The organism is Actinokineospora alba (genome assembly GCF_004362515.1).
Taxonomy (GTDB): domain Bacteria; phylum Actinomycetota; class Actinomycetes; order Mycobacteriales; family Pseudonocardiaceae; genus Actinokineospora; species Actinokineospora alba.
In genome coordinates, this window is sequence record NZ_SNXU01000001.1 from 4,483,481 (window position 1) to 4,509,441 (window position 25,961).

Consider the following 25,961-nt stretch of genomic DNA (forward strand, 5'->3'; position numbering starts at 1 on the left):
TGTGAGCAGTGCTCTCGGGTGGCTGCGGCTACCGGCTGTTCCCGGCCTGGGCGGGCGCCCCGAGGTCGACGAGTCCGGTCAGGGACTGCGGCAACGGGCCCTGGTGCAGCACACCAAGGCGCTGGGTGGCGCGGGTCAACGCGACGTAGAGTTCCGCCGCGCCGCGGGGGCCGGTGGTGAGGATCTGTTCCGGGTCCACCACCAGCACCGCGTCGAACTCCAGGCCCTTGGTCTCCGATGCCGTCACCGTGCCCGGCACACCCGGAGGGCCGATCACCACGCTGGTGCCTTCCCTGCCCGCCTCCTCGCGGACGAAGTCCTCGATGGCCGCCGACAGTTCGCCCGAAGTGACCCGCCTGGACCACGGCTGGACGCCGCACGCGCGGACTGACTCCGGGGGCTGCACGCCGGGTGCGAACTCGGCGAGCACCGCCGCGGCGACCGTCATGATCTCCGCCGGGGTGCGGTAGTTCACCGTCAGCGACCGGTACACCCAGCGCCCCGGCACGTACGGCTCCAGCATCGCGCCCCACGACGTCGCCCCGGCGACCGACCGGCGTTGCGCCAGATCGCCGACCACCGTGAACGACCGCCCCGGGCAGCGCCGCATCAGCACCCGCCAGTCCATTTCGGACAGTTCCTGCGCCTCGTCGACCACTACGTGCCGGTACGTCCAGTCCCGGTCCGCGGCTGCACGTTCGACGAGGTCGCGGGTGTCGCGTTCGACGAAGCGGTCGGCCAGGTCCTCGCCGTAGAGCAGGTCCGTGGCGTACAGGTGGTCCTCGTCGTCCATCGAGTCCTGGCGGTCGACGAGGATGTCCATCACCCCGGCGGCGTACTCGGCTTCAGCCTTGCGCTCCCGTTCGGCGGCCAGCGCGACGGCCTTGTCCGCTGCCTTGTCGCGGCCCAGCAGGTCGACCAACTCGTCGAGCAGCGGGACGTCCGACACCGTCCAGGCCTCACCATCCGCTCTCAGCAGCGCCTGGTCGGCGCCGGCCGCGCGCAGCCGTTCCGGGGACGTGTACAGCGGCGCCAGCACGGTCTCCGGTGTCAGGATCGGCCAGAGCTCGTCGAGCGCCGCGGCGAACTGCTCGTCCTCCGCCAACTCCTTGAGCAGGTCCGCCCGCAACTCCTCCCACGCCTCGCGGTCCGACCGGGTCAGCCAGCCCCGGCCGATCCGCGCGATCGCCCGTTCCGTGAGCACATACGTGACGATCTCGGTGAACACCGCGCGCGCCTCGTTGTGCGGCAGCCCGCTCGCCCGTGCCTCATCCCTGGCCCACTCCGCGGTCGCGGCGTCGATCCGCACCGGGACGTCTTTGAGCTGGATCGGCAGCGGCTCCTCCGGCAGTCGCTGCCGGTCGGCGACCGCCGCCGCCAGCACGTCGAGGATCTTCAGGGAACCCTTGAGCCGCGCGGCTTCCGGGGTGTCCTCGGCGGTGACCCGCAGACCGGGCACGAGGTCGCCGGGCGTCATGAACACCACGTCGGACTCGCCCAGCGACGGCAGGACGCGGCCGATGTGGTTCAGGAACGCCGGGTTGGGCCCGACCACGAGCACACCGTGGCGTTCCATCCGCTCCCGCTGTGTGTAGAGCAGGTACGCGACGCGGTGCAGCGCCACCACGGTCTTTCCGGTGCCCGGGCCACCCTCGATCACCAGCACCCCCGGGTGGTCGAGCCGGATGATCTGGTCCTGCTCGGCCTGGATCGTGGCCACGATGTCGCGCAGGCCCTCGCCACGCGGCGCGTTGACCGCCGCGAGCAGCGCCGCGTCCCCCTGTGCCGCGCCATTGGGGCGGCCGAGCACCTCGTCGGTGAAATCGACCACGTGCCGCCCGCGGGTGTGGAACTGACGGCGCCGACGCATGTTCTCCGGGTTCGCGCCGGTGGCGACATAGAACGCCCGCGACGCCGGGGCCCGCCAATCCAGCAATACCGGCTCGTACTCGTTCTCCTCGTCGAAAAGGCCGATCCGGCCGATGTACGAACGTTCGCCGGAAAGGCTGTCCAACCGGCCGAAACACAGCCCGTTGTCGGCCACGTCCAGCCGCTTCCCCTCCTTGGCCAGCGCGCGCACCTCGGCGTCGCGTTCCATGGGTGTGCCGCCGGTTCCCTTCAACGCCGCGGTGTACGCACCCCTCACCCGTGCGCGCTCGGCGTCGAGCCGCGTGTAGAGCCCGGCCAGGTAGCCGCGCTCGGACCGCAATTCGTCTTCATACCCCTGAGTTGACACATGCCCCTCACTGCGGCTAATCTGGAAATTAGATATGGCGGGTTCTCCATTAGTTATGGAGGGCACGCCGATTTTTAATTGTCCACCTTTTGTCAAGTCCCCCCGTGAAACACAAGCATTCACGCGGGCACGGGCGGCCGTTCCCGGCTGATCACGTCAAGCAGCAACGTCGCCGCCACCGTCGCCCCATCGGTGCCGATCCAGCCGGCCACCGCGGCCGCCTGCGTGCGGGTCTCGGGGGCCAGCGCCGTCCTGAGCGCGGCCGACAGGGACTCGGCGGTGAAGGTCGGACCGTCGTGCGCCGCGCCGATGCCCAGGTCGGCCACCCGACTCGCCCAGTACGGCTGGTCGCCCATCTGCGGCACCACGACCTGCGGCGCCCCCGCCCGAGTGGCCGTCGTCGTCGTGCCCGCGCCGCCGTGGTGCACGACCGCGGCCACCCGGCTGAACAGCGCCTGGTGGTTGACCTCGCCGACGGCGAAGCAGTCGTCCTGGTCGTCGATCAGGCCCAGGTCGGCCCAGCCGCGCGAGACGAGCACCCGGCGGCCCTGCGCGCGGACAGCCTCGATGGCCGACAGGGCGACGTCGGAGCCGCGCATGGGCATGCTGCCGAAGCCCACGTACACCGGCGGCTCCCCGGCCTCCAGGAACGCCTCCAGGTCGGCCGGGAGTGGCCGCACGTCCGGCAGGATCCACGCCCCGGTCTGCACGACGTCGAGATCCGCGGGCGTCAGCCACGGGTCCAGGGCCGCGTCCGTCGCCAGCCACGGGCGGTCGCCGATGACGTAGTCGCGGACGTTGTCCACCGGCGCCAGGCCGTGCGCCGCCCGGTGGGTGTTGAGCGCCCCGCCGAACAGCGCTTGGATGCTCCGCGCGTCGTGGTCCCACAGCACCCGGTTGTCCGTCTCCCCCTCGGGGAACGGGTGGCCCGGGTACGCCAGCGGCGGGTGGTGCGGCGACGGCAGGGTGAGCTGCTGGAAGCTCGCGTACACGTAGTGGATGCCCAACTTCTCGGCCACCGACCGCGCCGCCGCCACCGCGGGCATCACCCCGGTCGCCACCAGCACGTCACATCCCCGCGCCGCCTCGGTGACCTTGTCGAACTGCGCGGCGACCACCGCCGCCGCACGGTCGGGCAGGCCGCCCGCCGTCGGCGGCGTCGGCGCGTTCACCATCGCGCGCAATGACTGGCCGACCGGCACCAGTGGCACGTCGACCGCGGCGAACCGGTCCGCGAAGTCCGGCGGCGCGCACACCCGCACCTCCGCGCCGAGTTCCCGCACCCGCACCGCGAGAGCCACCAGCGGCTCGATGCCCCCGCGCGAGTCGTACCCCGACAACAAAACACGCATTCAGTCCACACCCATTTCCTCAGGTCCCAGCTACGGCTGGGAATTCTGCGGCACGACCGGGGTCTTGCCGCAAGCCCCCCGATGCGTTATAAGTTGAGGTGGAAGGAAGTGGGTGCGCCTTCTTTCCGCTCTCAGCCCTTGGTGAGGACGGCCTCCAGCGCGGCGGCGAATTCGAGGGGCTTCTCCAGGTGGGGGCTGTGGCCGCAGTCCGCGATCACGACTTCCTCGTAGGTCCCGCCCTCGGCCGAGTACCGGTCCAACACCGCCCGGGTCTGGGCGACCATCGGCTGGGGCGGGTGCGTCTCCTCGCCCGGCCACCCCGGGATCGCCCCCAGCGCGCCCAGGTAGGCGAGATCGAACATCGACGTGTCCGACACGATCTGGTCGTCCGCGCCACGTACCCACAGCACCGGGGGTTTCGGGCTGACGCTGTGCAGGTCGTCGATCCGGAAGTGGTGCGGGGCCATCGCGTTCAGGACGCCGCGGGTACCCGGGCCCGCGCCCGGCCAGGACTCGCACGCGGTCGCGTCGCCGGGGTAGTGGTCGTCGCCGGTCCGGGTGGACAGCATCGACGCCACATAGATCTCGGTGTGCTCGGGTTCGAACATCGGCTTCACGTAGAAGTTGCGCAGGATCTGCCGCGGCGAGAAGGGGGAGTCCGCCGACGTGTCGCCCTCGGCCAGGCGTCGGACGAACTCCGGGTTCGCCCCGCCCGCGCCGGAGCCGACACCGCCCGCGTCCGTCAGTTCGCCGTCGACTCCCTTGGTCGCGCCGAAACCGAAGGGCGACACCGGGTTGACGAGCGTGAGCGTGCGCACCGCGGTCGGCCGGTCGCGCAGCACGCGCATCGCCACGCCGCCGCCCATGCTCCAGCCCACCAGGTGCGCCGCGTCGATGCCCAGGGCCGAGAACAGGGCCAGCACGTCGTCGGCGTAGTCGCTCAGGCCGCGGGTGGCGTCGACCGGCTCCGGGTCCGTGTCGCCGAAGCCGCGCAGGTCGACGGCGATCGGCCGAAGGTGTAGCGGCAGGTTCAGCATCGTGGTCTGCCAGAACAGACTCGATGAGACGTTGCCGTGCAGGAACACCACCGGGTCGCCGTCGCGGTCGGGCAGTTCGAGCACGTTCACGGTCAGCCGGTCGGTCGGCACCCGGCGCGCGGTGATTCCGTCGAGCAGCATGTCAGTCCTCTCAGGACAGCCAGGTCGCGACCTGGGACATCGTCGCCGACGCCCAGCCGAGCTGGAGGTGGTTGGCCGAACTCACAGTCGTTGTGGCGCCCACGGTCGTGACCCCCGTAGTGTCCAAGGCGCTGGCGATGAAGACCACGCCGTCGCTCGGGCCGCGCGTCTCGTTCCAGATGCCCGCGATGTTCGCCGCGCCGCCCGCCAGCAGGTACACCGGGACCGCGCTCGGGGTGGGCGACCCCTGGATGGCCGCGATCAGCGACCCCGCGTCGACCGCGGCCTGGATGCCCGGGCCCGCCGTGTAGACGCCCTGTCCGCCGTAGTACGTCGTGTACCAGTCCTGTGTGGACGTGTTCACCCCGTAGACCCCGTCCCACCGCTTGAGCATCTGCCGCTGCCCGGGGTAGGCGTCCCAGCCCGCGGTCGGCGTGATCGACAGCTCCGGGTGGTAGGTGTACTGCCCGTAGCAGGTCATCCGGGTGTGCGGGCTCGGCGCGTTGACCTTGCCGCCGCACTCGGGCCAGATGGAGAAGTCGTGTGCCCAGCCGTGGGCGAAGGGGTAGTCGTAGCCGCCGTTCGGGCCGCCGAGGGTGACCAGCCTGCGTACGTCCCCGGCGTAGACCCGGCCCCACGCCGGACGCACCGACGAGACGTACATGCGGGCCGACATCATGCCCTTGCTCCAGCCGACCACGTCGACCTTGGCCACCCCGAGCCGCGACTTGATCACCGCGATCGCGTCGCCGACCTGCTGCGCGTGCTGGCGGTTGTCGCCCTGCTTGTGCGCGAAGCCGATCGCGAACACCCGGTGTCCCTGCGCGCGCAGGTGCTGCATCATCCCGGTCGACGGGCACGTCATCGAGCCGCAGCCGAAGCCGCCGGACTCGTTGGGGTTGGCCCACGCCCGGTCCGGGTTGTCGTTGGCGCCGTGGACAAGCAGCACCGGAGTGGTCTTCGCCCCGGTCGACCAGCCCGGCGCGGAGTAGAGCAGGAACCGGCTCGACGAGGGCCGGGCGACGCCGCCGAAGAACGTCTTGCGCTGCCCGTCCTGGTCGCCGCGCCCGTCCGGCGGGTACTGCTCGTCGACGAAACCGGCGGTGCTGTCGCGGTAGCGGTCGACCTTCTCCCAGCCGTTGGCGACCGTGGTGAAGGTGGCTTCTTTGGTCAGGTACAAGGGATCGGCGGTCGCGGTGCTCACGGGGGTGAGCACCGCGACTAACGCCGCGACAGCGAGGATCGCGCGCATCGATGGTCTCCGGGGGTCAGGGGACGAGTTCGGCGGCGACGGCGTGGGCGCCGTCCGCGCCGAACAGGATCGTGTAGTGGTTGGTCCCGGCGATCGTCCGAACGCGCACGCGGTCGGCGAACTCCTCGGGGTTCGGGTAGAGCGGGACGGGCTCGTCGAGCAGGCCGCGCTCGGCCCGCAGGAACACGGTGCCCGCCGGGACGGCGTCGAACGCGGGGGATTTCGTGTGCAGGTCCCGGAAGTCGGCCCGCACGGCGTCGGCGTTCACCCGGCTGCGCAGGTTCGGGGGAGTGCCGGTCAGGTCGTAGTCCACATAGGACTCGATGGCGGGCGACCAGTCGGCGAAGGCCGGGTGCCCGCGCCAGAAGTCGCGGTACTCCTCCACCGACGCGAACCGCATGGACAGCCTGCGGATCGCCGGACCCAGCTGCGCCTCGATATCCATACCGATCTCAGGTAGGGGAGCGCCACCGTCGACAAGGATCAAGTCGTGCACCCGCGACGGGTGCCGGTGGGCGAGGGTGGCCGCGACGAACCCGCCCATCGAGTGACCGACAACCGTGGCTTGCTCGATGCCCAGCGCGTCCAGGACGGCGACGCAGTCCTCGGCGTGGGCGGCCATCCCGAACGGGCCGGGCAACCCGGAGCTGCCGCCCCGGCCGCGCAGGTCCGGCGCGATGATCCGCCCCTGGTGCAGCCGGGCGACCTCGGCCCACGCCAGGTGCGAGGCGGTGATGCCGTGGATCGCGAGCACCGGACGGCCGCCGTCGCCCCAGGTCGCGACGGTCAGGTCGCCGCCCGGCACGGGCACTCGGGACAGCTTCGGCATGCGACCTCCCGAGTTGGCGGGCCACCACTGCGTGGCCCGGTAGGCGAACACTGCCTCCGGTCGGCTCCGCGGTCAATGTGGCGGGTCGACATGATGATCACGTCGGTATGGCGGACTCTCACATGCCGTTGATGACCTTGGCCAAATCGCGGACCTCGGCGACCGTCCAGCTGCCGGAGATGACCATCGTGTCGGTGTTCATGGCCTCGTGGACGATCGGCGCGGTGAGGACCCGCCCACCGGCCAGGATCGCCAGCTGCTTGCCGACGTGGCGGCCCGTGAGGTCCGCCCAGCGCTGGGTGCCCGCTTCGGTGAACTTCACGGTGAGTTCCCCGCCGCCGGTCTCCGTGACGCCTGGTTCGACGGAGACGACGTCGTCGGAGGTCAGCTCGACCGGGCCCAGCGCGTACTTCTCCTTGCCGTCGACCGAGCAGGCGGTCAGCGGGAGCTTCGGGTCCGCAGGCCCGGGTTCGCTGGTGGGGCAGGCGAAGTCCGCCGCGTCCTGGCCTGCGTCGACCGCACGGATCTCGATTTTGGCCGGCTTCGGCGCGGACCACTGGGTGACGAGCACCATCGCGACGACGGTGGCGATCACCGCCGCCGCTGCGATCAGCCGCGTGGTCAGGGTGGATCGGCGGGTGAGCACCCGCGGCGCGGCCAGGGAACCCGCGACGACGGCTGCGGCGGCGACGGCCCACGGGGTGACCGTGAAACCGACGGCGAGCGTGCTGAACAGCCAGCCGCCCACGAACGCGACGCACAGTCCCGCGCCGTAGAGGAACCGGTCGAGGCGGGCGGCACCGGGATCTCGGCGGGCGCGTGCCATGCCGAGCACGTGCAGCCACAGGCACAGCACGGTCGCGCCCACCGCGTACGCCGCGAGAACCGTGGGGGACAAGGGGATCGCGGGCGTGGAGCCGAGCGGAGCCAATCGGCTGCCGATCACCAATCCGGTGAACAGGGCGGCGGCGAACGCGAGCGGGTTGGTCCGGTCGCCGGTGGAGACGGTGTGCCAGGCCGAGCGCCACACCACGAGCGCGCAGAACCAGGCGAGCGGGATGCCGACCGTCAGCCCGGCCAGTGCGGGATCGTCGACGGCGCGGTGCAGCGCCGCCAGCAGGACACCGGCGGTCGCGGCGCCCAGGAACAGCTGGCCGGGGCCACTCGCGAAGACGACCCCGGACTTCTCCAGGATCGCGACTCGCGCGCGCCCACCGGGGTGCCTGCGCAGCCATTGGCGCGCGGCGGGAACGTCGGAACCACCCGCGACGGCCGCGATCAGGACCGCGGTCCCGCTTTCGGCGGCGCGCAGGTCGGCGTGGTGTTCACGGACGCGCAGGAAGGTGCGTCCGATGAGTTCGGCGAGCAGGACCAGGCCGATCAACCGCATCAGCGAGTCGGCGACCTGGCCGCCGGTCGCCTGGTCGTACGCCAGGCTCAGGGTGACGGCGAAGACGGCCCACAGCGCGGAGAAGGCGTTGGTGAATCGCAGCGCGGTGGCGATGGTGTACCAGCGCAGGTCGCCCGCGCGTAGGTGGGCGAGTTCGTGCCGGATGACCGCCTCGAACACGGCGCGGCGCTGACCGCCCATGCCGCACAGCGACAGCAGCTCGGGGCCGAGGATGAGGTACGGGTTGTTCACGACGCCGAGGACGAATCCCCGCGCGCCCGCCTTGCGGTCGAGCCGAACCTGCGGCGGGTGGGTGAGGGCGGCTTGGTCGACGAGGTCGCCGATCACCTTGGCCGCGTCACGGAACGGGGTCTCCGCCAGCGGAACGGACCGGCGGGCCCGGGCCCGGCCGATCATCACGTGCAGGGCGAGACCCGGGCCCAGGAGCATGACCAGGTTGTTGAGCGGGCTGGTGCCCGGCCCGCCGTCGCCGCCCGGGTCGGCCAGGAAGGCGGCCATGGTCCAGGCGTTGACCAGGACGGTCGCGGCCAGCAGGGCCAGCAGCCAGCCGGTTTCCGAGGGCAGGACCCGTGGGTCCACCCGTCTCGGCGCGGTCACTTGTCGCGGCGGCGTAAGAGGGCGCCCACCAGGGCATCGGCCAGGGTCTCGGCTTTGGCCTTCTTCATCCCCAGGTCGAGCGCCCTGGCCAGGGCGACTTCGCGGATCTCGTCGAGCTGCTCAGGCGTCCACTCCTGGGCCGGGGGCAGTTCCTTCTTGCGGGTGAGCTTGCGGACCAGCTTGCCGCCGGCGTCGCGCACCGACGCGGCCACGCTGTCCGACAGGGCGGTGACCACGCTGCCGGACACCAGGGCGATCACCGGGGTGGCCATCGCGAGGGCGTCGCCGAGGCCGAAGCCCATCGGGTCGTCGTGGTCGCGCAGCTGCTTCTCGGCCCGCCGCGGGTCGGTGAGGTAGGGCTCCGCGACCAGGGCGAAGCTCGGAAGTTCCTCGGGGGCAAGGGTTTCGACCAGGTCGTGGGCGAGTTCGCGCGCGGAGGGGACCATCGGCTCTCCAGTCGGACACGGTGGACGTGGAGATCGAAGTTACCGCAGGCGACCGACTGAATACGGCGTTATCCGGCGACGTGCCTGATCACGGAGTCGACGAGCATGAACACCGCGACACCGAACAGCAGGACGGCGAACAGCCTGCGCAGGGTCGTCTCGGACACCTTGGCGGACAAGCGTTTGCCATCCCACGCGCCGAGGAGCGCGGCGCCGGCGAACGGGCCGAGGACGGCCCAGTCGAGGTCGGGGGCGGTGGTGCTCAGCCGGGTGGTCAGGGCGGCGGCGGAGTTGACGGCGATGACGAACAGGCTGGTGGCGACGGCCGCGCGCATCCGCAGCCGCATGACGGTGACCAGGGTGGGAACGGCGAGGAAGCCGCCGCCGACGCCGAGCAGGCCGGTGATCGCGCCGAGCCCACCGCCGGACACCATGGCCCGACCGGTTCCCGGCCGCTGTTCGACAACGGTGGCTGTGGTGGCGACCAGGTCGGCGGTGCCGCCTTCGGCCAGGTGGACCAATCGCGGGCCGGCCTTGCCCGCGCCGCCTGTGTCGGCGAGTTCGCTGCCGGCGATGTGCTGGGTGAGCTTCGGTTTGCCACTGCCCGCGCGGGTGTCGGCATCGCTACCCCCGAGGGTCGCCGTTCGGCTCATTCCGCCGAGCAGGGCGGGATTCTCGTCGTCGGGGACGGCGCGGACCAGGGCGAAGGCCGCGGCGGCGGCGATCATGGCGAAGATGCCGGTCAGGACCGACCGGGGGAGGTGCTCGGCCAGCGTCGCCGCCCCGACCGCCGGAAGCAGGCCCGCGGCGGCGAACACGGCCCCCGTCCGCCAGTGCACGTTGTGCGCGTGCCGAACCAGGGCCGTCACCGACGTGACGGAGACGACCAGCAGGCTCGCGGTGGCCGCACTGGCCGGGTCGAGGCCGAGCAGGTAGATCAGCACGGGCACGCCCAGCACCCCGCCGCCACTGCCCAGCGCGCCGAGTGCGATCCCGATGACCGCGCCCGCGGTCAACGCGAGCAGCACCGTGTTCACACCGTCTCCACCCGGGCGTCCCGCCAGGCGTTGTAGCCGCCCGCCAGGTCCGCCACGTCGGTGAAGCCGTTGGCCCGCAACACCGACGCGGCGACCGACGAGCGGAAACCGCCCGCGCAGTACACGACGGTGGGCTCGGCGGGGTCCAGTTCGTCCAGCCGCTTGAGCAGTTCGGTGAGCGGGACGTGCAGCGCGCCCGGGATGGTCCCGGCCGACTCGACCTCACCCGCCGCGCGCACGTCGACCAGGCGCGCGGTGGTGCTTTCGAGGTCCGACGGGCTCAGCCGGCGGGTGGTGACGTCGCCGGGCTTGTCCCATCGGCCCAGGACCCGGTCGAACCCGATGCGGGCCAGCCGGTTGCGGGCCTCCTCGGCGCGTCCCGGCTCGCAGACCAGCACGATCGGCGCGTCGAACCGCAGGACCTGGCCGGTCAAGTCGGCGAACCGGCCGTCGAGGCCGACGTTGATCGCGCCTGCGACGTGGCCGCGGGCGAAGTCGTCCGGGTCTCGGGTGTCGAGCACGGTGACGCCGTCGAGGCTGTCGACGATCGGCACCGGAAGGTCCTCGTGGAACGTGGGCCGGTTCTCGCGGTTGCGGTGCGACGCGAAGGCGAAGTACATCGGCGCGATGCTCTGCCCGTCGCACACGGCGTGGACGAACTCGTCCTCGCTCATCGGCGCCAGCGCGTAGTTCGCCGTGCGCTGCTCGCCGATGGTGCTGCTCGTCTCGGTGGACAGGCTCTTGCCGCACGCCGAGCCCGCGCCGTGCGCGGGGAACACCCTGGTCGCGTCGGGCAGCGTCAGCAGGCGCTCTCGGGTCGAGCGGTAGAGGGCGCGGGCCAGGTCCTCGGCCGACCAGCCGTTGGCGCCGAGCAGGTCGGGGCGGCCGACGTCGCCGATGAACAGCGTGTCGCCGGTGAGCACGCCATAAGGGGCCGCGTCGGGATGCTCGCGGACGACCACGCAGATCGACTCCGGCGTGTGGCCGGGGGTGTGCATGATCTCGAGGTCGACCCCGCCGAGCGAGACCCGCGTGCCGTCGTCGAGCGGGTCGATGGGGAAGTCGACCTGGGCGGCCGAGCCGTAGGAGATCCGCGCGCCCGTGGCCTCGGCGAGTTCCAGGTGCCCCGACAGGAAGTCGGCGTGCACGTGGGTCTCGATCACCCGCTCGATCAGCAGGCCCGCGTCCCGCGCCGCGTCGAGGTAGCCCCCGATGTCGCGTTGCGGGTCGACCACGACGGCCCGACCGGTGTGCCGGTCGCCCACGAGGTAGGACGCGTGGGAGAGGCAGTCGAGGTAGAACTGCTGGAAGACGAGTCTGGTCAACTCGCGCCCCCTTAAATGTCGGTACAAATGACACTAAGGGCTGGCTGGCGGCCGGGACAAGTCGCCCCGGCCGGGCGCGCAGGCTGGAAGAGCCGGTCAGGCGAGTTTGGTGAGCTTGCCCAGCTTGGTGAGGAGGTCGTTCGGAAGGGAGAGGCGGATGACCTTGGCCCAGGCCGAGGCGACCTGCTTGGGCAGGGAGCCGCTGACATAGGTCAGGCCGTAGCGCTCGAAGAGTTCCTGGACCTTCGGGGCGATCTCCTGGTACCGGTTGCTCGGCAGGTCCGGGAACAGGTGGTGCTCGATCTGGTACGACAGGTTGCCGGTCATCAGGTGCAGCAGCGGGCCGCCGGAGATGTTGGCCGAGCCGAGCATCTGGCGCAGGTACCACTCGCCGCGGGACTCGCCGTCGATGGACTTCTTCGAGAAGGTCTGGACGCCCTCGGGGAAGTGGCCGCACATGATCACCGAGTGGGTCCACAGGTTGCGGATCAGGTTCGCGGTGAGGTTCGCGGTCAGCGTGGTGACCGCCGACGGACCCGACAGCAGCGGGTGGATGACGTAGTCCTTGGTCATCTGGCCGCGGATCTTCTTCAGCGCCTGCTTCAGCCGGGCCTGGAACTCCGGGTTCTTGCGGCGCCGCTTGTGCAGGTTCTTGCCCAGCTCGAGGTCATAGGCCGCGATGCCGTACTCGAAGATGCACGCGTTGACGAAGTTCCACAGCGGCTGGCCCAGGTAGATCGGGTGCCACTTCTGGTCCTCGTCGACCCGCATGATGCCGTAGCCGAGGTCGTTGTCCTTGCCGATGACGTTGGTGTACGTGTGGTGCAGCTCGTTGTGCGAGTGCTTCCACTGCGCCGACGGGGAGGCGTTGTCCCACTCCCAGGTGGTCGAGTGGATCTTCGGGTCACGCATCCAGTCCCACTGGCCGTGCATGACGTTGTGGCCGATCTCCATGTTCTCCAGGATCTTCGCCAGCCCCAGACCGGCCGTGCCGACCAGCCACGCGGGCGGGAACAGGGAGAACAGCAGGATGCCGCGGCTGGTGAGCTCCAGCTTGCGCTGCGCGTCGATCACCTTGCGGATGTAGGCCGCGTCCCGCTCGCCGCGCGAGTCGAGGATCTGCTGGCGGATGGCGTCGAGTTCCTTGCCGAGCAGCTCGATGTCCTCGGCGCTCAGGTGGTCGATGGGGCCGCGGCTGGTGGCCGTGAGTGCGGTCATGACGTGTTCCTCTACAGCTCGATTGTGCAGTCGCCCGCGGCGGCCGTGACGCAGGTCTGGATGCGGACGCCGTCCCCGGGGGCGGCGGTGGTCAGCGCGCCGTTGCGCAGGTCGCGCACCGCGCCTTCGCGCAGCGGCACGACGCAGCCGAAACAGATGCCCATGCGGCAGCCGGACGGCATCAGGACGCCGGCGGCCTCGCCCGCGTCGAGCAGCGGGCCGGTGCCGTCTGTATCAACGACGGTGTTGGAGTTGGCGAAGGTGACCGTGCCGCCGTCGCCGGTGACGAGGACGGTCGGGCGGAAACGCTCGGTGCGCAGCGTCAGGTCCCGCTCGGTGTAGTGCTCCTGCAGTGCGTCCAGCAGGCCGGTGGGGCCGCACGCCCAGGTCTCGCGCTCGGCGAAGTCCGGGACGAGCTTGCCCAGGTCGGCGACGTCGAGCATGCCGTCGGTGTCGGTGTGCAGTTCGATCAGCGTGATCCGGCCGCGCAGTGCGCGCAGCTCGCTGGCGAAGATCACGTCTTCCGCCGTCGGCGCCGAGTGCAGCAGCACGACGTCGCGCAGGTCGTCCAGGGCGGAGCGGAGCATGCCCATCACCGGGGTGATGCCGCTGCCCGCGGTGACGAACAGGACCTTCTCGGGCCGCACGGTCGGCAGCACGAAGTCGCCGGTGGCCTGGTCGAGCTGGATGACCGTGCCGGGGCGCGCGCGGCGGACGAGGTGGTTGCTGACCACGCCGTCCGGGATGGCCTTCACCGTGACGGTGATGCGGCCGTCCGCGCGGTCGGCCGGGGAGGTCAGCGAGTAGGCCCGCCACTGGCGCACGCCGTCGACGTCGACGCCGATGCGCACGTACTGGCCGGGGGTGTGCGGCCGCCAGCCGCGGCCGGGGCGGATGACCAGGGTGACCGCGTCGCGCGTCTCGGGACGCAGCTCTTCGATGCGTCCGCGCAGGTCAGCACCCGCGCGCAGCGGGTTGAGGATGTCGAGGTAGTCGCTGGGCACCAGTGGGGTCGTCGCCAGTTCGGCGAGTCGCAGCAGCCGGTCGCGCAGTCGCGGCACGGTCGAGGTCATACTTCAATATTGCTGGTCCGTACGGCGTAAAGTCCTGACCAGTAGGTGTGAATCGGGCGCGGGAAACTATGCCCTGCGAACAAAGAGGTGCGCATGCCGCAAGGGCCACGTGAGGTGTCCGACCTCGAACTGTCCGCCGGGGCCGAAGCCGTCCTGCGCGCCCGGCTGCCGTCGATCGCCGAGCTGACCGTGGCGGCGATCATCGTCGAGGTGCCCAGCTACACCGGGGCGCTCAGCGGGAAGATGGGCGCGAACATCGAACGCGCCGTCCAGCTCGCGCTCGGCCGCTTCCTCGACCTGGCCTCCCGGACCAAAGGGGCCGACCCGAGCACCCCGATGGGTCCCGCGGTCGACGCGGCCCGCGACCTCGGACGCGGCGAGGCGCGCAGCGGCCGGTCCATGGAAGCCCTGCTCGCCGCGTACCGGGTCGGGGCTCGGGTGTCCTGGCGTGAGCTGGCCGCCGCCGCGCTGGAGGGCGGCCTCGACGCGGCGGCGCTGGCCCAGTTCGCCGAGCTGGTGTTCGCCTACATCGACGAGCTGTCCGCCGCCAGCGTCGCCGGGCACGCCGACGAACTGGCCACCACCGGCCGGGTCCGGCAGCGGCACCTGGAACGGCTCAGCCACGCCCTGCTGACCGGGGCGCCCGCCGACGCCGTCCTGGCCGCCGCCGAACGCGCCCACTGGCCGCCGCCGCGGACGTTGACCGCGGTGCTGGTGCCGGTCGATCAGCTGCGCAAGGCCCTGACCCCGCTCGACGCGCGGACGCTGCAGCCCGCCGAGGACGTCCCCGGGTTGGAGGACGAGGTCGGCGCCCTGCTGGTCCCCGACGCGCCGCGGGCCACGCTGCTGCGCGCGCTTCGGCGGACGGACGCTTTCGTCGGGCCGACCCGCGAGTGGCTTCAAGTGCGCACGTCGTACGACCGCGCTCTGCGCGCCTGGCGGCTCGGGTTGGCAGGCGACACCGACGCGCACCTGGCGGAGCTGGTGGTGCGGGCCGACGAAGGCGCGCTGGAGGACCTGCGGGCCCGCGTCCTCGCCCCGATCCGCGCGCTTCGGCCGACCACCGCGGAGAAGCTGACCGACACCCTGCGGTCGTGGCTGCTGCACCACGGCAGGCGTGAGGACATCGCGGCGGACCTGTTCGTCCACGCGCAGACCGTGCGCTACCGCATGGGCCAACTCCGCGAGCTGTATGGCGAGAAACTCGACGACCCGCGCACGGTGCTGGAACTGACCTTGGCCCTAGCCGCGCGGTGACTGGGTCCCATCCACGTACACCCAGTGCCCGTTTTCGCGAGTGAAAGTGCTGTTCTCGTGGAGGACGCCTGCGGTGCGGCCTTCGCGGTAGTGGGCGCGGAACTCGACGGTGCCCTCTTTGTCGAATGGGCCGCCGCGGCTCTTGCCGATGATCTCCAGGGCGGTCCAGCGCTGCCCGGGGTCGAGATCAAGTTCGGCCGGGCGGGTCGAGGAATGCCAGGAGGACAACAGGTATGCCTCGTCGCCCACGGCGAACGCGCTGAAGCGGGAGCGCATCAGTTGTTCGGCGGTCGCGGCTTTCGCCTCGCCGGAGTGCAGCCTGCCGCAGCACTCGTCGAGGGTTTCACCGGTTCCGCAAGGGCAGCGGTTCAAGGGGGTCACCGCGGCCGCCAGCGCTTCCACAGTGCGGTCGCGGCGGCACGGGTCTTGCCGTCCCAGTTCAGTTCGACCTCCACGGTCATCGCCGCCTCCGCCGCCTCGATCACCGTGGCGCGCAGCTCCACCGTGTCGTGCAGGGGAGCGGGACGCAGGTAGCGCACTGCCAGCCCGGCGGTCACATAGGACAGCGCGGCCCCCGGCAGCGGCGGCCAGCCCCGCCGATCCGCCTCCAACATCACCGCCGCCGCCGAGTGGCAGTCCAGCACGGTGCCGATGATGCCGCCGTTGAGGTAGCCGAGCCCGTTGTCGTGCTCGGGCCACGGCGTGAACTCGGCGGTCACGAACCCGTCCGCGGGGTAGCTGCGCAGCTTGAGGCCCTTGTCGTTGCCGTGCCCACAGCCGAAGCACGGCAGGTCGGGATACAGCCGCTCCTGAATGCTGATCCCTAAGTCGTCACGCTGCGTCATGGCCTTCTCCACTCGTCCCGGTGCGGCCCATTGTTTCTCACGGGCTCGGGACCGGTGCCGTCGACCGCTCCACTTCGGATCGGGTGAGGCGGTGTACGTAGGCGGCGCAGCCGATTCCGATCACGGTCAGGGCCAGCCAGGGCAGGGCGGGCAGCCCGGCGGAGCGGGCCAGGTCCAGTGCCGTGCCGGTGAACAGGTTGCCGAGCAGGATGCCGACACCGACGAAAGTGTTGTACAGGCCGTAATGGGTCGCGACGAGGTGGTCGCCGGACAGACGGACGATCGTGTCCATCTCGAACGGGAACACCACCGCCGTCCCCAGCGCCAGCAGGATCGCGCTCGCCAGCAGCGCGGCCACCGTGGGCGCGGCGCCCGCACCCGAGGTCAGGGCGGGCGGGAGGAAGGCGGTGCTCATCAGGGCCAGACCCGCGACGAGGCTGCCGTCTGGGCCGAACCTGCGCTTGAACACCGCCGTCACCCGAAGCTGACCCGCCACCGCCAGGCCCGCGGACACGGCGAACAACGCGGTCACCACGGCGGTTCCGGCCGGGCCGGGGCCCAGCACCCGTCGGGCTTCCAGCGGCAGCGCCAGATACACCTGGAACGACAGGACGTACGAGCCGACCATCGCCAGGGAGAACAGCAGGAACGGGCGGTTGGCCAGGATCGACCGCCACACCCGGGTCACCCGGACCTCCGAGCGCGCGGGCGCGTCCTGGCCGGGCAGCGACCGGAGCTGCAGGACGGTCAGCACCGCGAAGACCCCGGCCGCCACCAGGCACGTCAGCCGGAAATCCAACGCGGTGAGGCCGAGGCCGACGACCGGGCCGAGCAGGATTCCCGCCTGGTAGAAGACGTTGAACAACGCGAACGCCTCGACCCGGCGCGGCCCGGCGTCCTGGGCGACATAGGCGCGGACGGCCGGGTTGAACAGCGCCCCGGCGAAACCGGTGGCGGCGGAGGCGATGATCAGCGCCGGAACCGAGTCGACCACGCCCAGGAGGGCGAAACCCGCTGTGCGCAAGGCGCATCCGGCGACGATGAGCGGTTTGCAGCCGAACCGGTCGGCGAGCGTGCCGCCGATCAGGAACATCCCCTGCTGGGCGAAGTTGCGCACCCCGAGGATCAGGCCGACCAGCCACCCGGCGAGCGCGAGTTCGCCCGACAGGTGCATCGCCAGATACGGCATCAGCATGTAGAAGCCCAGATTGATGGTGAACTGGTTGAGCACCATCAGCCGGACCGGCCTGCCGAACGACCGGTATTCCCGCAGCACGCCGGTCATGCGCCCGCCGCCTCGGGGGCGTGCACGGTCGTGCAGCGGGTCCAGCGGGTGACGACCCGGTCGGACGGACTGGCGATCACGTCCGGTTCGTCGGGTGTGGGGGAGCCGAGTAGGCCGTGTGCGGCGCAGTAATCGTCGTTGTAGACGGTGTCGAAGTAGCGGTGCGGGCCGTCGGGGAACACCGCGACGATCCGCGTGTGCGGGTCCTGCGTGCGGGCCGCCCAGCCCGCCACCAGCGCGACCGCGCCGACGCTCCAACCCCCGCCCGCGTGGTGCGTCGACGCCAGGGCGCGGCACGACTTGACCGCCTCCGCGGGGGCGACCCAGTGCACCTCGTCGAACGCCGCGTAGTCGACGTTGCGTGGGTGGATGCTCGACCCCAGCCCACGCATGAGCCGGGTGCCCGCGGGCTGGCCGAAGATCGTCGACCCGACCGTGTCGACGCCGATCAGCCGCAGGTGCGGGAAGTACTCGCGCAGCACCTTCGCGATCCCTGCCGAGTGCCCGCCCGTCCCCACCGAGCACACCAGCACGTCGATGCGGCCGAGTTGGGCGAGCAGCTCCAAGGCGAGCGGCGCGTAGGCGGCGACGTTGTCGGGGTTGTTGTATTGGTCCGGGCAATAGCTGCCGGGGGCCGCGTCGAGGATCGCGCGCACCCGCTGCCTGCGCGCCTGCTGCCACCCGCCCTTCGGATGCGGCTCGGTCACCGTCTCCACCCGCGCGCCATACGCGCTGAGCAGCCGGTGCATCATCGGCTCCATCCCCGGATCGGACACGAGGGTGACCGGGTGCCCGTGCACGATCCCGGCCAGCGCCAAGCCGAGTCCGAGGGTGCCGCTGGTGGACTCGACGATCCTCGCGCCGGGCGCGAGATCGCCGCGCGCCCGCGCCTGAGTGACCATGTGCAGGGCGGGGCGATCTTTGATCCCACCGGGGTTGCAGCCTTCGAGCTTCGCCCAGAAACCCCGTCCCGCGGGGCAGAGCGGGCGGTCGATCCAGAGCACGGGCGTGTTGCCGACCGCGTTGGCCGCGGTGAGGCAGGTGGCGGCGGCGGGGTTGACGAGATGGGCGGTGTTCGCGCGGGTACGCAGGATGTCGGTCATCGGAGCTCGATTCGAGAGTGTCCACAAGGGACAAGACGTCAGGGCCGGAGCCGCGCTGCCGCGCGGCTGGCGACGTCAGGACCTGGCGACCGAGATCTCGACCAGTAACGCGCGTCCCGAGGGGCGGGGTAACGACGCGCGGGGGGTCTCGACGGGTGGCGCCGGGTCGGCGGGCAGTGCCGTGACCGGCCGCTCGCAGTGGTCGGACTCCGCCGTCGCGGTGGAGGTGGAGGTGGAGGTGGAGTCCGGCACGTGCGCCTGGTGCGCGCCCACGCCGCAGCCGTCGAGGTGGTGCTCGACGGCTGCCGGAGCCGCGCCCACACTGTCCTGGTGCGGCGGACACAATGCCGCCGCGAGCACCAACAGCGAGGAGATGAGCAGGGCGAGGCCCGACCACGCACCGCGCCGCCGCGCGGGAGTCGGCTGCTTCCCCATGATCTCGAAGCTAGCAGTGTCGGCCGCACGGGGTTCGGCGTGTGGCCCACATCTCGCGCGGCGGCGGGGTTGTGAATTTCCCAATCGGTCAGAAGTCCTCGTCGAAGCTCACCGAGCCGGTGACGGCGACCTGGTACGCCGACACCTTCCGCTCGAAGAAGTTCGACAGCTCCTGCACGTCCTGCAGCTCCATGAACGTGAACGGGTTGCCCGACCCGTACTCCGGTGCCAGCCCCAACGCCGCGAGCCTGCGGTCGGCGACGTGTTCCAGGTAGGCGCGCATGTCGCTCAGCGGCAGGCCCGCGACGCCCTGGCCGAGGAGGTCCTCGGCGAACCGGGTCTCGGCGTCGACCGCTTCGCGCAGCATCTGGCGGACCTGGTCGTGCAGCGCGTCGTCGAACAGGTCCGGTTCCTCGCGGCGGACGGTTTCCACCACGTCGAAGGCGAACGCCATGTGCATGGACTCGTCCCGGAAGACCCAGTTCGTGCCTGACGCCAAGCCGTTGAGCAGGCCCCTGGACCGCAGGAAGTACACGTAGGCGAAGGCGCCGTAGAAGAACAGGCCCTCGATGCACGCGGCGAAGCAGATCAGGTTCAGCAGGAACCCGCGTCGGTCCTCTTTGGACTCCAGACGGTGCAGGCCGTTGATCGAGTCGATCCAGCGGTAGCAGAACTCCGCCTTGTCCCGGATCGACGGGATGTTCTCCACCGCGGCGAACGCGGCGGCCCGCTCCTGCTCGTCGGGCAGGTAGGTGTCGAGCAGGGTCAGGTAGAACTGGACGTGCACGGCCTCCTCGAACAGCTGCCGCGACAGGTAGAGCCTGGCCTCGGGGGCGTTGATGTGCTGGTAGAGGTTCAGCACCAGGTTGTTGGCGACGATGGTGTCGCCGGTGGCGAAGAAGGCGACCAGCCGGTTGATCAGGTGCCGTTCGGCGCCGGTCAGCTTCTTCAGGTCGGCGAGGTCGGAGTGCAGGTCGACCTCCTCGACGCTCCACGTGTTCTTGATGGCGTCGCGGAAGCTCTCGTAGAACCGGGGGTACCGCATCGGCCGCAGGGTCAGGTCCATGCCAGGGTCGAGCAGGGACTTGGCCCGCCGGGTGTTGTCCAAAGTGGTCACTCGCACGCCTCGCAGGTCTCGGGGTTCTCCAAGGAGCAAGCGATTGCGTCAGGTGAAACCGTCGCCTGCTGGATGCGCGTCGCCGGGCGGGAGCGCAGGTAGTACGTGGTCTTGAGGCCGGTCTGCCAGGCGTAGCGGTACATCGACGACAGCTTCCCGATCGTCGGCGAGGCGACGAACAGGTTCAGCGACTGGCTCTGGTCGATGTACGGGCCGCGCGCGGCGGCGAGGTCGATCAAAGCGCGCTGCGGGAGTTCCCACGCGGTGCGGAACAGCGCCCGGCTCTCCTCGGGCAGGGACTCGATGCCCTGCACGGAACCCTCGTCGCGCTTGAGGGTCGAGCGCACCGACGGTGTCCACAGGCCGTGCTTCTTCAACTCCGCCACCAGGTACGAGTTCACCTGGAGGAACTCACCCGAGAGCGTCTCGCGCTTGAACAGGTTCGACACCTGCGGCTCGACGCACTCGAAGCAGCCCGCGATGGACGCGATCGTCGCCGTCGGCGCCACCGCGATCAGCAGCGAGTTGCGCAGGCCGTGCTCGGCGATCCGCTCCCGCACCGCCGCCCACCGCTCGGTCTGCGTCGGCGTCACTCCCCACAGGTCCGGCTGCAGGTCCCCGCGGGCCGCGCGGGTCTGCTGGTAGGCCGGGTGCGCGCCCGCGCTCGCCGCCTGCGCCGCCGAGGTCTCCAGCGCGGTCAGGTAGATCTCCTCGGCGATCCGGGTCGACAGCTCCTTCGCCTCCGCGCTGTCGAACGGCAGGCGCAGCGCGAAGAACACGTCCTGCAGGCCCATCACCCCGAGCCCGACCGGGCGCCAGCGCGGGTTGCTCCGGCCGGCCTGCTCGGTGGGGTAGTAGTTGATGTCGATCACCCGGTCGAGGAACGTGACGGCCGTGCGGACGGTCTCGCGCAGCCGCTCCCAGTCCATGCCCCCGGCGTGGTCGAGGTGCGCGCCGAGGTTGACCGAGCCGAGGTTGCACACCGCGGTCTCGTCGTCGCTGGTCACCTCCAGGATCTCGGTGCAGAGATTGGACAGGTGCACGACGTTGCCGGGCTCGGCGGTCTGGTTGCAGGTGCGGTTCGCGGTGTCCTTGAACGTCATCCACCCGTTGCCGGTCTGGGCGAGCGTGCGCATCATGCGGCCGTAGAGGTCCCGCGCCTTGACTGTGCGCACAGCCCGTCCGGCCTCCTCGGCGGCGCGGTAGGCGCGGTCGAACGCCTCGCCCCACAGGTCAGGCAGCTCGGGGATCTCGGCGGGGTCGAACAGCGACCAGTCGGCGTCGGCCTCGACCCGGCGCATGAACTCATCGGGGATCCAGTTGGCGATGTTCAGGTTGTGCGTCCGCCGCGCGTCCTCACCCGTGTTGTCGCGCAGTTCGAGGAATTCCTCGATGTCGGGGTGCCAGGTCTCCAGGTACACGCAGGCCGCGCCCTTGCGCCTGCCGCCCTGGTTGACCGCCGCCACCGACGCGTCCAGTGTCCGCAGCCACGGCACGATCCCGTTGGAGTGCCCGTTGGTGCCCCGGATCAGCGCGCCGCGCGAACGCACCCGCGACCACTGCACACCGATGCCGCCCGCGAACTTCGAGAGCCGCGCGATCTGGGAATACCGCTCGTAGATGGACTCCAGCTCGTCGCGCGGCGAGTCGAGCAGGTAGCACGACGACATCTGGGTGTGCCGGGTGCCGGAGTTGAACAGGGTCGGTGAACTGGGCAGGTAGGCCAGCGACGACATCAGCCGGTAGAACGCGATGGCCTCACTCGGCGTGTGCGACAGTCCACACGCGACTCGGAGCAGCCAGTGCTGCGGCCGCTCGACGACGGCCCGGTTGTCGGGGTGGCGCAGCAGGTAGCGGTCGTAGACCGTGCGCAGGCCGAAGTACTCGAACCGCAGGTCGGCGTCGTGGTCGACGGCGTCGTCGAGCTTGCGGGCGTGCGTGGCCACGAACGCCGCCGTGCCGTCGCCGATGAGGCCGTGGGCGTGGCCGAGCGCGACGCTCTGGCTGAACGAGTGCACGCCCTGCCCGCGGGTCTCCTTGTCGAGGTAGCCGGCGAGCAGGCGGGCGGCGAGCTTGGAGTACTGCGGCTCCTCGGACACCAGCTCGGCGGCGGTCTGGATGGACAGCCGGTCGAGTTCCTCGGTGCTCGCGCCGTCGTAGAGCCCGCTGATCGTCTTCGTGGCCACCCGGCGCGGGTCGACCTCGGCCAGGCCGTCGGCGCAGCGGGCGACGGCACGGATGATCTTGGCTGGGTCGACCGGCTCGGTGTCGCCGCTGCGCTTGCGGACGCGCATCGTTTGGGCGGCGGTCTGGGTGGTGGCTGTCACGGGCTCTCTCCTCGCGAGCTCGGGCTGACGTCCTGCCCCCGGAGCGCACGCGGAACCGACGGCGCCCACCGGCGCCGCGCAGCCCACGGCCCTCCCTCGGGACCAGGAACTCCCGCCCGCGACGCGGACGGGTGAGCGGGCAGGTCTTCGGACTCACGGGCAGGCCGACCGGCGCCGTCGCGCCTGTCGGCAGGTCTACTGGCCGTCGCTTCCCGGACTTCGTCCAGTGCTTGTTGACGGCGGTCGTTCCCGTTCACCGCTGCGGGGCAGTCCCGGACTCACACCGGGTTCCCTCTTGCGACGGCCGCCCTGGTTGGACGGCCGAACCAGCTCTCGGCACACAATACATGGGTGATCACCGGGCTCGTGCACCTACATGTTGTGTCGGAGTGTCGCGGCTGCCCGGGGATACGTACGTGCGAGTTAGGTACCGAAATACGTAACTTCACCAATTCACTGTCCGGGTGGGACAGTCGATGCTGGGACCTATGAACACCACTATCTCCGCTGGGTTGGCCGCGACGCTCGACGTGGAGGACCGCGCTGAGGGGCGCGGCACGTTGTCGCCGCACGACCGGATCACTTGTGGGCTGCACCGGCGGTGGGTTCACGAGTGTGTGGCGTCGCCGCAGCATGTCATCGCGGTGACTGGTCACCGCTGGTGTTGCGGGCGGGCGGTTTCGGTCGCGGTGGATGAGCTCGCTGGGACTGTGGCGCTGTTGTGTGGGACTTGTGGGGTGCCGGATTCTTTCGCGAATCGGCAGGTTGTTCGGGCTTGTCGGGGGAGTTTGCGGGCTTCTCGGCGTGCTGTGTTTCGGACTCGTTCGGTGGCTTGATGCGTTTCGGGCGTCTTTGGCGTGCTGGTGCCTATTTGGGTGGTTCGCCTTGATTTGGGGACCCCCAGAAATGGGCCTGCGCGGGCAAAGAGGGTGGGGAGGTGAAACCCACCCGCGCCGGAAGTTTAGGCCCATTTCACCCCAAATCAAGGCGAACCACCCAAATAGGCCGTTGGGTTCGGCCCCTTGCGTTCATTGGGTTCTGGGGCAGGGCTGACCTGCTCAAGTGGTGCAGGTTTAGTTGAGTGCCGTTCGGATTGCGGTGGTGAAGCGCTCCGGGCGGTAGCGTTCGGGATCTGTCAGGACTAGTCGGGCGGCCATCTCGAATAGGGTTACGACGGTGTGGGCGACGATCTCTGGGTCGAGGTCGGCCTTATGTTTCGGAAGTAGTTCGCTTGCCAGTTTCTCGGTGCGCTTGAGGACTCTTCCCCTGGCCTCTTCGCGAACGGCGTGGAATTGGGCCGGCATATCTGCCATGGGCATCACGATGCAGGTCCATCGGTCCGGGGCCTCGCGGACCGCTTTCAGGAATTCCGCCAGGATGTGGGCGAGTTGGTCGCCCGGGTCCGTTTTCGCCGGGTCGGGGTGGATCGCCGCCAGTTGGGCCAAGCCCTGTTCCTGTTCGCGGCGCAGGAGGGTGTCCAGTAGTTCCGCGCGGTTGCCGAAGACGCCGTAGACGACTGGTTTGGTGACCCCGGCCTGCTCCGCCACCGCGTCCATCGTGACGGCCGTGTGTCCTGCCGTCACCACCAGATGCAGGGCGGCGTCGAGGAGTTCGGAGCGGCGTTGTTCGACGGGGACGCGAGCCGCGTAGACGCGGCGCTTGCGCTTGGTCGGGGCTTCGCCTGGGGTCACCAGGCCAATGTTACGCGTTGGTAGTAATGGCGCGGCCCCAGGCGGCGAGGGTGAACTGGGGGATGTCGATGAACGTCGGGTCCGTGAGCAGCGTGTGGAACTCGTCCAGGTCGGCCTGGGTGACCTTGCCGCTCGCCAGCAGGCCGGGGGCGGCCTGGTCGATCAGCGGGCGCCAGCGGTCGCGCTCCAGGTTGCCCATGCAGGCGAGCCTGCCGGTGAAGTCGATCGACTCCAGGCCCGCACCCGCCAGCAGCGACGGCAGTCCGCGCGCCCAGGTGAGGTCGGCTCCATGACCCGCCATGACCTCGCGGTAGGCGTCCATGATCCGGGTCATCACCGGGAACGGGGACGTTTCCCCGGGCAGTTGGTAGGGGTCGGTGACGACCAGCCAGCCGCCGGGCTTGAGCCACGATGCCGCCCGCCGGACGACGTCGTCGCGTTCGGGCAGGTGGCACAGGGTGAATCGGGCGTGCACCAGGTCGAAGCGGCCGGGGGAGAAGTCCGCGTCGGTGATGTCCGCCTTGACCACCTCGTAGCGGTCCGGGGCGAGGTAGCGGGTGTCGATGTCGACCGCGACGACCCGGCCCTCGGGGCAGCGCTCCGCCAGCCAGTCGGCGATGGATCCCGCGCCCGCCCCCAGTTCGAGGCAGTCCCAGTCCTTGTCGACGCCCAGACTGTCGAGGATGCCGGTCGTGAATCCGTCCACAGAGGACTGGATGGAGCCGAGTCTGCCGCGTTCGCCGGGGGAGTCCTTGCTCAGCACACTGTCGCGGTAGCCGCCGCTCACGCGGATTCCTCCGCCGCCGACTTGGCCCCGGCGAACTCCAGCGCACCGGGCGAGCGCCAGGCCTGCGACAGCAGTTCGAGGAAGGCCAGCTCACCGGTCCACTGGTCGTCGCTGCTCTGCCGCTGTGACGCGGTGGCGTCGGCGTCCGGTCGGGGCTCGACGCCCCGCGCCTTGGCCTGCTGGGCCGCCGCCAGCCAGCGCGCGGTGGCCCGTGCCTCGATGGTGTCGGGGTTCGGGTCGGCGGCGAGCGCGTGGGCCTTCGCCGCGTCGACGGTGTCCTGGTCGACGTAGTCGCGCAGGATCAGCAGGGCGTCGCGGATCTCGATGACCCGGCGGTAGAGCCGCATGTCGATGGAGGCGAAGCGGGCCTTCGGGTCGGGCATCCGCACGTGCGGGACGGCTTCGACCAGGTCCTGCCACAGCGGTTCGAGCGCGCGCAGGACCCGCAGGTCGCGTGCGAGGCGCCAGACGTGGGCGACGACCGGCACGGTCACGCCGGCCACCATCAGCCAGGCGGTGATGCCGATGTTCAGCGAGAACGAGGAGCCCAGCCACGGGTTGTGCGTCAGCAGGTAGCCCAGGACCACGAACGACCAGAAGATCGTCGACGAGGCGAAACCCGCCGCGAGGAGCAGCAGGCCCGCGCGCAGGGCGCGGGTGCTCGCCTGGCGGGCGTAGCGGGCGCACAGCACGGCACAGGGCAGCACGGCGACGACGTGCGCGACGCACAGCAGCCACCAGAACGGGCTGTACCAGGGGACCGCGATGGAGGTGACGCAGCCCGCGGCGGGCACCGGGCCGGTGTTGAGCCAGATCAGCGCGACGCACACGGCCGCCGCCGACCCGTAGACGAGCAGGGGCCTGCGGCGCGAGATCGCCGCCAGCACGAAGTCGAGGATGAACGCGGAGCTGATGACGCCCCAGATGTTCATCGCGATGCCACAGCTTGTTCCGAGCACGTAGGTCTCGTTGAGCACCTTGGTGATCGGGTCGAGGTACACCGTGATCGAACCGGCGAGACCGGCGATGGCGATCAGCAGCCGCCGCTGCGGCCGGGAGCGCATGGCCCCGGCGAAACGCAGCGCGAGCGCGATCCACAGCGCGATGGCGCCGTACATGACCAGGGCGGTGCCGAACTGCTTGAGCAGGGCCGGTGTCAT

Annotated in this window: 22 protein-coding genes and 1 riboswitch; of the genes, 1 reads left to right on the plus strand and 21 read right to left on the minus strand. The window is 70.6% G+C overall.

What is annotated here, in order from left to right; all coding sequences use genetic code 11:
* Positions 1-28 precede the first annotated feature (28 nt).
* The 11 genes from helR to C8E96_RS20765 all read right to left on the minus strand — a co-directional run bounded on the left by helR (position 29) and on the right by C8E96_RS20765 (position 13,954).
* Positions 29-2,236, minus strand: coding sequence for an RNA polymerase recycling motor ATPase HelR (gene helR, locus C8E96_RS20715; RefSeq protein WP_176926763.1), 2,208 nt, complete (start codon positions 2,234-2,236; stop codon positions 29-31).
* A gap of 119 nt (positions 2,237-2,355) precedes the next feature.
* On the minus strand, positions 2,356-3,588 hold the full coding sequence (locus tag C8E96_RS20720) for a glycosyltransferase (RefSeq protein WP_091374975.1): 1,233 nt from the start codon (positions 3,586-3,588) through the stop codon (positions 2,356-2,358).
* Between the two features lie 131 nt (positions 3,589-3,719).
* Positions 3,720-4,766 carry an alpha/beta fold hydrolase gene (locus C8E96_RS20725; protein ID WP_091374978.1) on the minus strand — a complete coding sequence of 349 codons (1,047 nt, stop codon included), beginning with the start codon at positions 4,764-4,766 and terminating at the stop codon, positions 3,720-3,722.
* A 10-nt stretch (positions 4,767-4,776) separates the two neighbouring features.
* Entirely contained in the window at positions 4,777-6,018 is a 1,242-nt protein-coding gene (locus C8E96_RS20730; protein ID WP_091374981.1) for an esterase/lipase family protein, read from the minus strand.
* 16 nt (positions 6,019-6,034) lie between these two features.
* Entirely contained in the window at positions 6,035-6,847 is an 813-nt protein-coding gene (locus tag C8E96_RS20735) for an alpha/beta fold hydrolase (protein WP_091375614.1), read from the minus strand.
* Between the two features lie 118 nt (positions 6,848-6,965).
* Positions 6,966-8,855 (minus strand): SecDF P1 head subdomain-containing protein, encoded by a 1,890-nt coding sequence (locus C8E96_RS20740; protein WP_133794629.1) that lies wholly within the window; start codon positions 8,853-8,855, stop codon positions 6,966-6,968.
* Positions 8,852-9,301 carry a hypothetical protein gene (locus tag C8E96_RS20745; protein WP_091374987.1) on the minus strand — a complete coding sequence of 150 codons (450 nt, stop codon included), beginning with the start codon at positions 9,299-9,301 and terminating at the stop codon, positions 8,852-8,854. Before C8E96_RS20745 ends, C8E96_RS20740 begins: the two co-directional genes overlap by 4 nt.
* 68 nt (positions 9,302-9,369) lie before the next feature.
* On the minus strand, positions 9,370-10,338 hold the full coding sequence (locus C8E96_RS20750) for a sulfite exporter TauE/SafE family protein (protein ID WP_091374991.1): 969 nt from the start codon (positions 10,336-10,338) through the stop codon (positions 9,370-9,372).
* Positions 10,335-11,663, minus strand: coding sequence for an MBL fold metallo-hydrolase (locus C8E96_RS20755; RefSeq protein ID WP_091374994.1), 1,329 nt, complete (start codon positions 11,661-11,663; stop codon positions 10,335-10,337). The genes C8E96_RS20750 and C8E96_RS20755 overlap by 4 nt, the downstream gene beginning before the upstream one ends.
* 96 nt (positions 11,664-11,759) lie before the next feature.
* The gene (locus C8E96_RS20760; RefSeq protein WP_091374997.1) at positions 11,760-12,881 is read right to left on the minus strand and encodes a fatty acid desaturase family protein; all 1,122 of its coding nucleotides are present in this window, start codon (positions 12,879-12,881) and stop codon (positions 11,760-11,762) included.
* Positions 12,882-12,892: 11 nt separating this feature from the next.
* Positions 12,893-13,954, minus strand: a complete 1,062-nt coding sequence (locus C8E96_RS20765) for a ferredoxin reductase (RefSeq protein WP_091375001.1) — start codon at positions 13,952-13,954, stop codon at positions 12,893-12,895.
* A 93-nt stretch (positions 13,955-14,047) separates the two neighbouring features.
* Here C8E96_RS20765 and C8E96_RS20770 point away from each other — a divergent pair, with 93 nt between their 5' ends.
* Complete coding sequence (locus C8E96_RS20770; protein ID WP_091375617.1) at positions 14,048-15,211, plus strand: PucR family transcriptional regulator; 1,164 nt, start codon at positions 14,048-14,050, stop codon at positions 15,209-15,211.
* Here the strand turns inward: C8E96_RS20770 and C8E96_RS20775 are convergent.
* From C8E96_RS20775 to C8E96_RS20820, 10 genes are all read right to left on the minus strand, one after another.
* The gene (locus C8E96_RS20775; protein ID WP_091375622.1) at positions 15,197-15,592 is read right to left on the minus strand and encodes a YchJ family protein; all 396 of its coding nucleotides are present in this window, start codon (positions 15,590-15,592) and stop codon (positions 15,197-15,199) included. The two genes, C8E96_RS20770 and C8E96_RS20775, sit on opposite strands and share 15 nt — an antisense overlap.
* Positions 15,589-16,056 carry a PaaI family thioesterase gene (locus C8E96_RS20780; protein ID WP_091375619.1) on the minus strand — a complete coding sequence of 156 codons (468 nt, stop codon included), beginning with the start codon at positions 16,054-16,056 and terminating at the stop codon, positions 15,589-15,591. The genes C8E96_RS20775 and C8E96_RS20780 overlap by 4 nt, the downstream gene beginning before the upstream one ends.
* A 37-nt stretch (positions 16,057-16,093) precedes the next feature.
* On the minus strand, positions 16,094-17,341 hold the full coding sequence (locus tag C8E96_RS20785) for an MDR family MFS transporter (protein WP_091375004.1): 1,248 nt from the start codon (positions 17,339-17,341) through the stop codon (positions 16,094-16,096).
* Entirely contained in the window at positions 17,338-18,444 is a 1,107-nt protein-coding gene (locus C8E96_RS20790) for a PLP-dependent cysteine synthase family protein (protein ID WP_091375007.1), read from the minus strand. Before C8E96_RS20790 ends, C8E96_RS20785 begins: the two co-directional genes overlap by 4 nt.
* 75 nt (positions 18,445-18,519) lie before the next feature.
* Positions 18,520-18,879 (minus strand): hypothetical protein, encoded by a 360-nt coding sequence (locus tag C8E96_RS20795; RefSeq protein ID WP_091375010.1) that lies wholly within the window; start codon positions 18,877-18,879, stop codon positions 18,520-18,522.
* An 88-nt stretch (positions 18,880-18,967) separates the two neighbouring features.
* Positions 18,968-19,996 carry a ribonucleotide-diphosphate reductase subunit beta gene (locus C8E96_RS20800; RefSeq protein ID WP_228769891.1) on the minus strand — a complete coding sequence of 343 codons (1,029 nt, stop codon included), beginning with the start codon at positions 19,994-19,996 and terminating at the stop codon, positions 18,968-18,970.
* Positions 19,993-22,323, minus strand: a complete 2,331-nt coding sequence (locus tag C8E96_RS20805; RefSeq protein WP_228769892.1) for a ribonucleoside-diphosphate reductase subunit alpha — start codon at positions 22,321-22,323, stop codon at positions 19,993-19,995. Before C8E96_RS20805 ends, C8E96_RS20800 begins: the two co-directional genes overlap by 4 nt.
* A 121-nt stretch (positions 22,324-22,444) precedes the next feature.
* Positions 22,445-22,669, minus strand: a riboswitch (cobalamin riboswitch).
* Between the two features lie 727 nt (positions 22,670-23,396).
* On the minus strand, positions 23,397-24,014 hold the full coding sequence (locus tag C8E96_RS20810) for a TetR/AcrR family transcriptional regulator (RefSeq protein ID WP_091375014.1): 618 nt from the start codon (positions 24,012-24,014) through the stop codon (positions 23,397-23,399).
* A 10-nt stretch (positions 24,015-24,024) separates the two neighbouring features.
* Positions 24,025-24,801, minus strand: coding sequence for a class I SAM-dependent methyltransferase (locus C8E96_RS20815; protein ID WP_228769893.1), 777 nt, complete (start codon positions 24,799-24,801; stop codon positions 24,025-24,027).
* The gene (locus tag C8E96_RS20820) at positions 24,798-25,961 is read right to left on the minus strand and encodes an MAB_1171c family putative transporter (protein WP_176926764.1); all 1,164 of its coding nucleotides are present in this window, start codon (positions 25,959-25,961) and stop codon (positions 24,798-24,800) included. Before C8E96_RS20820 ends, C8E96_RS20815 begins: the two co-directional genes overlap by 4 nt.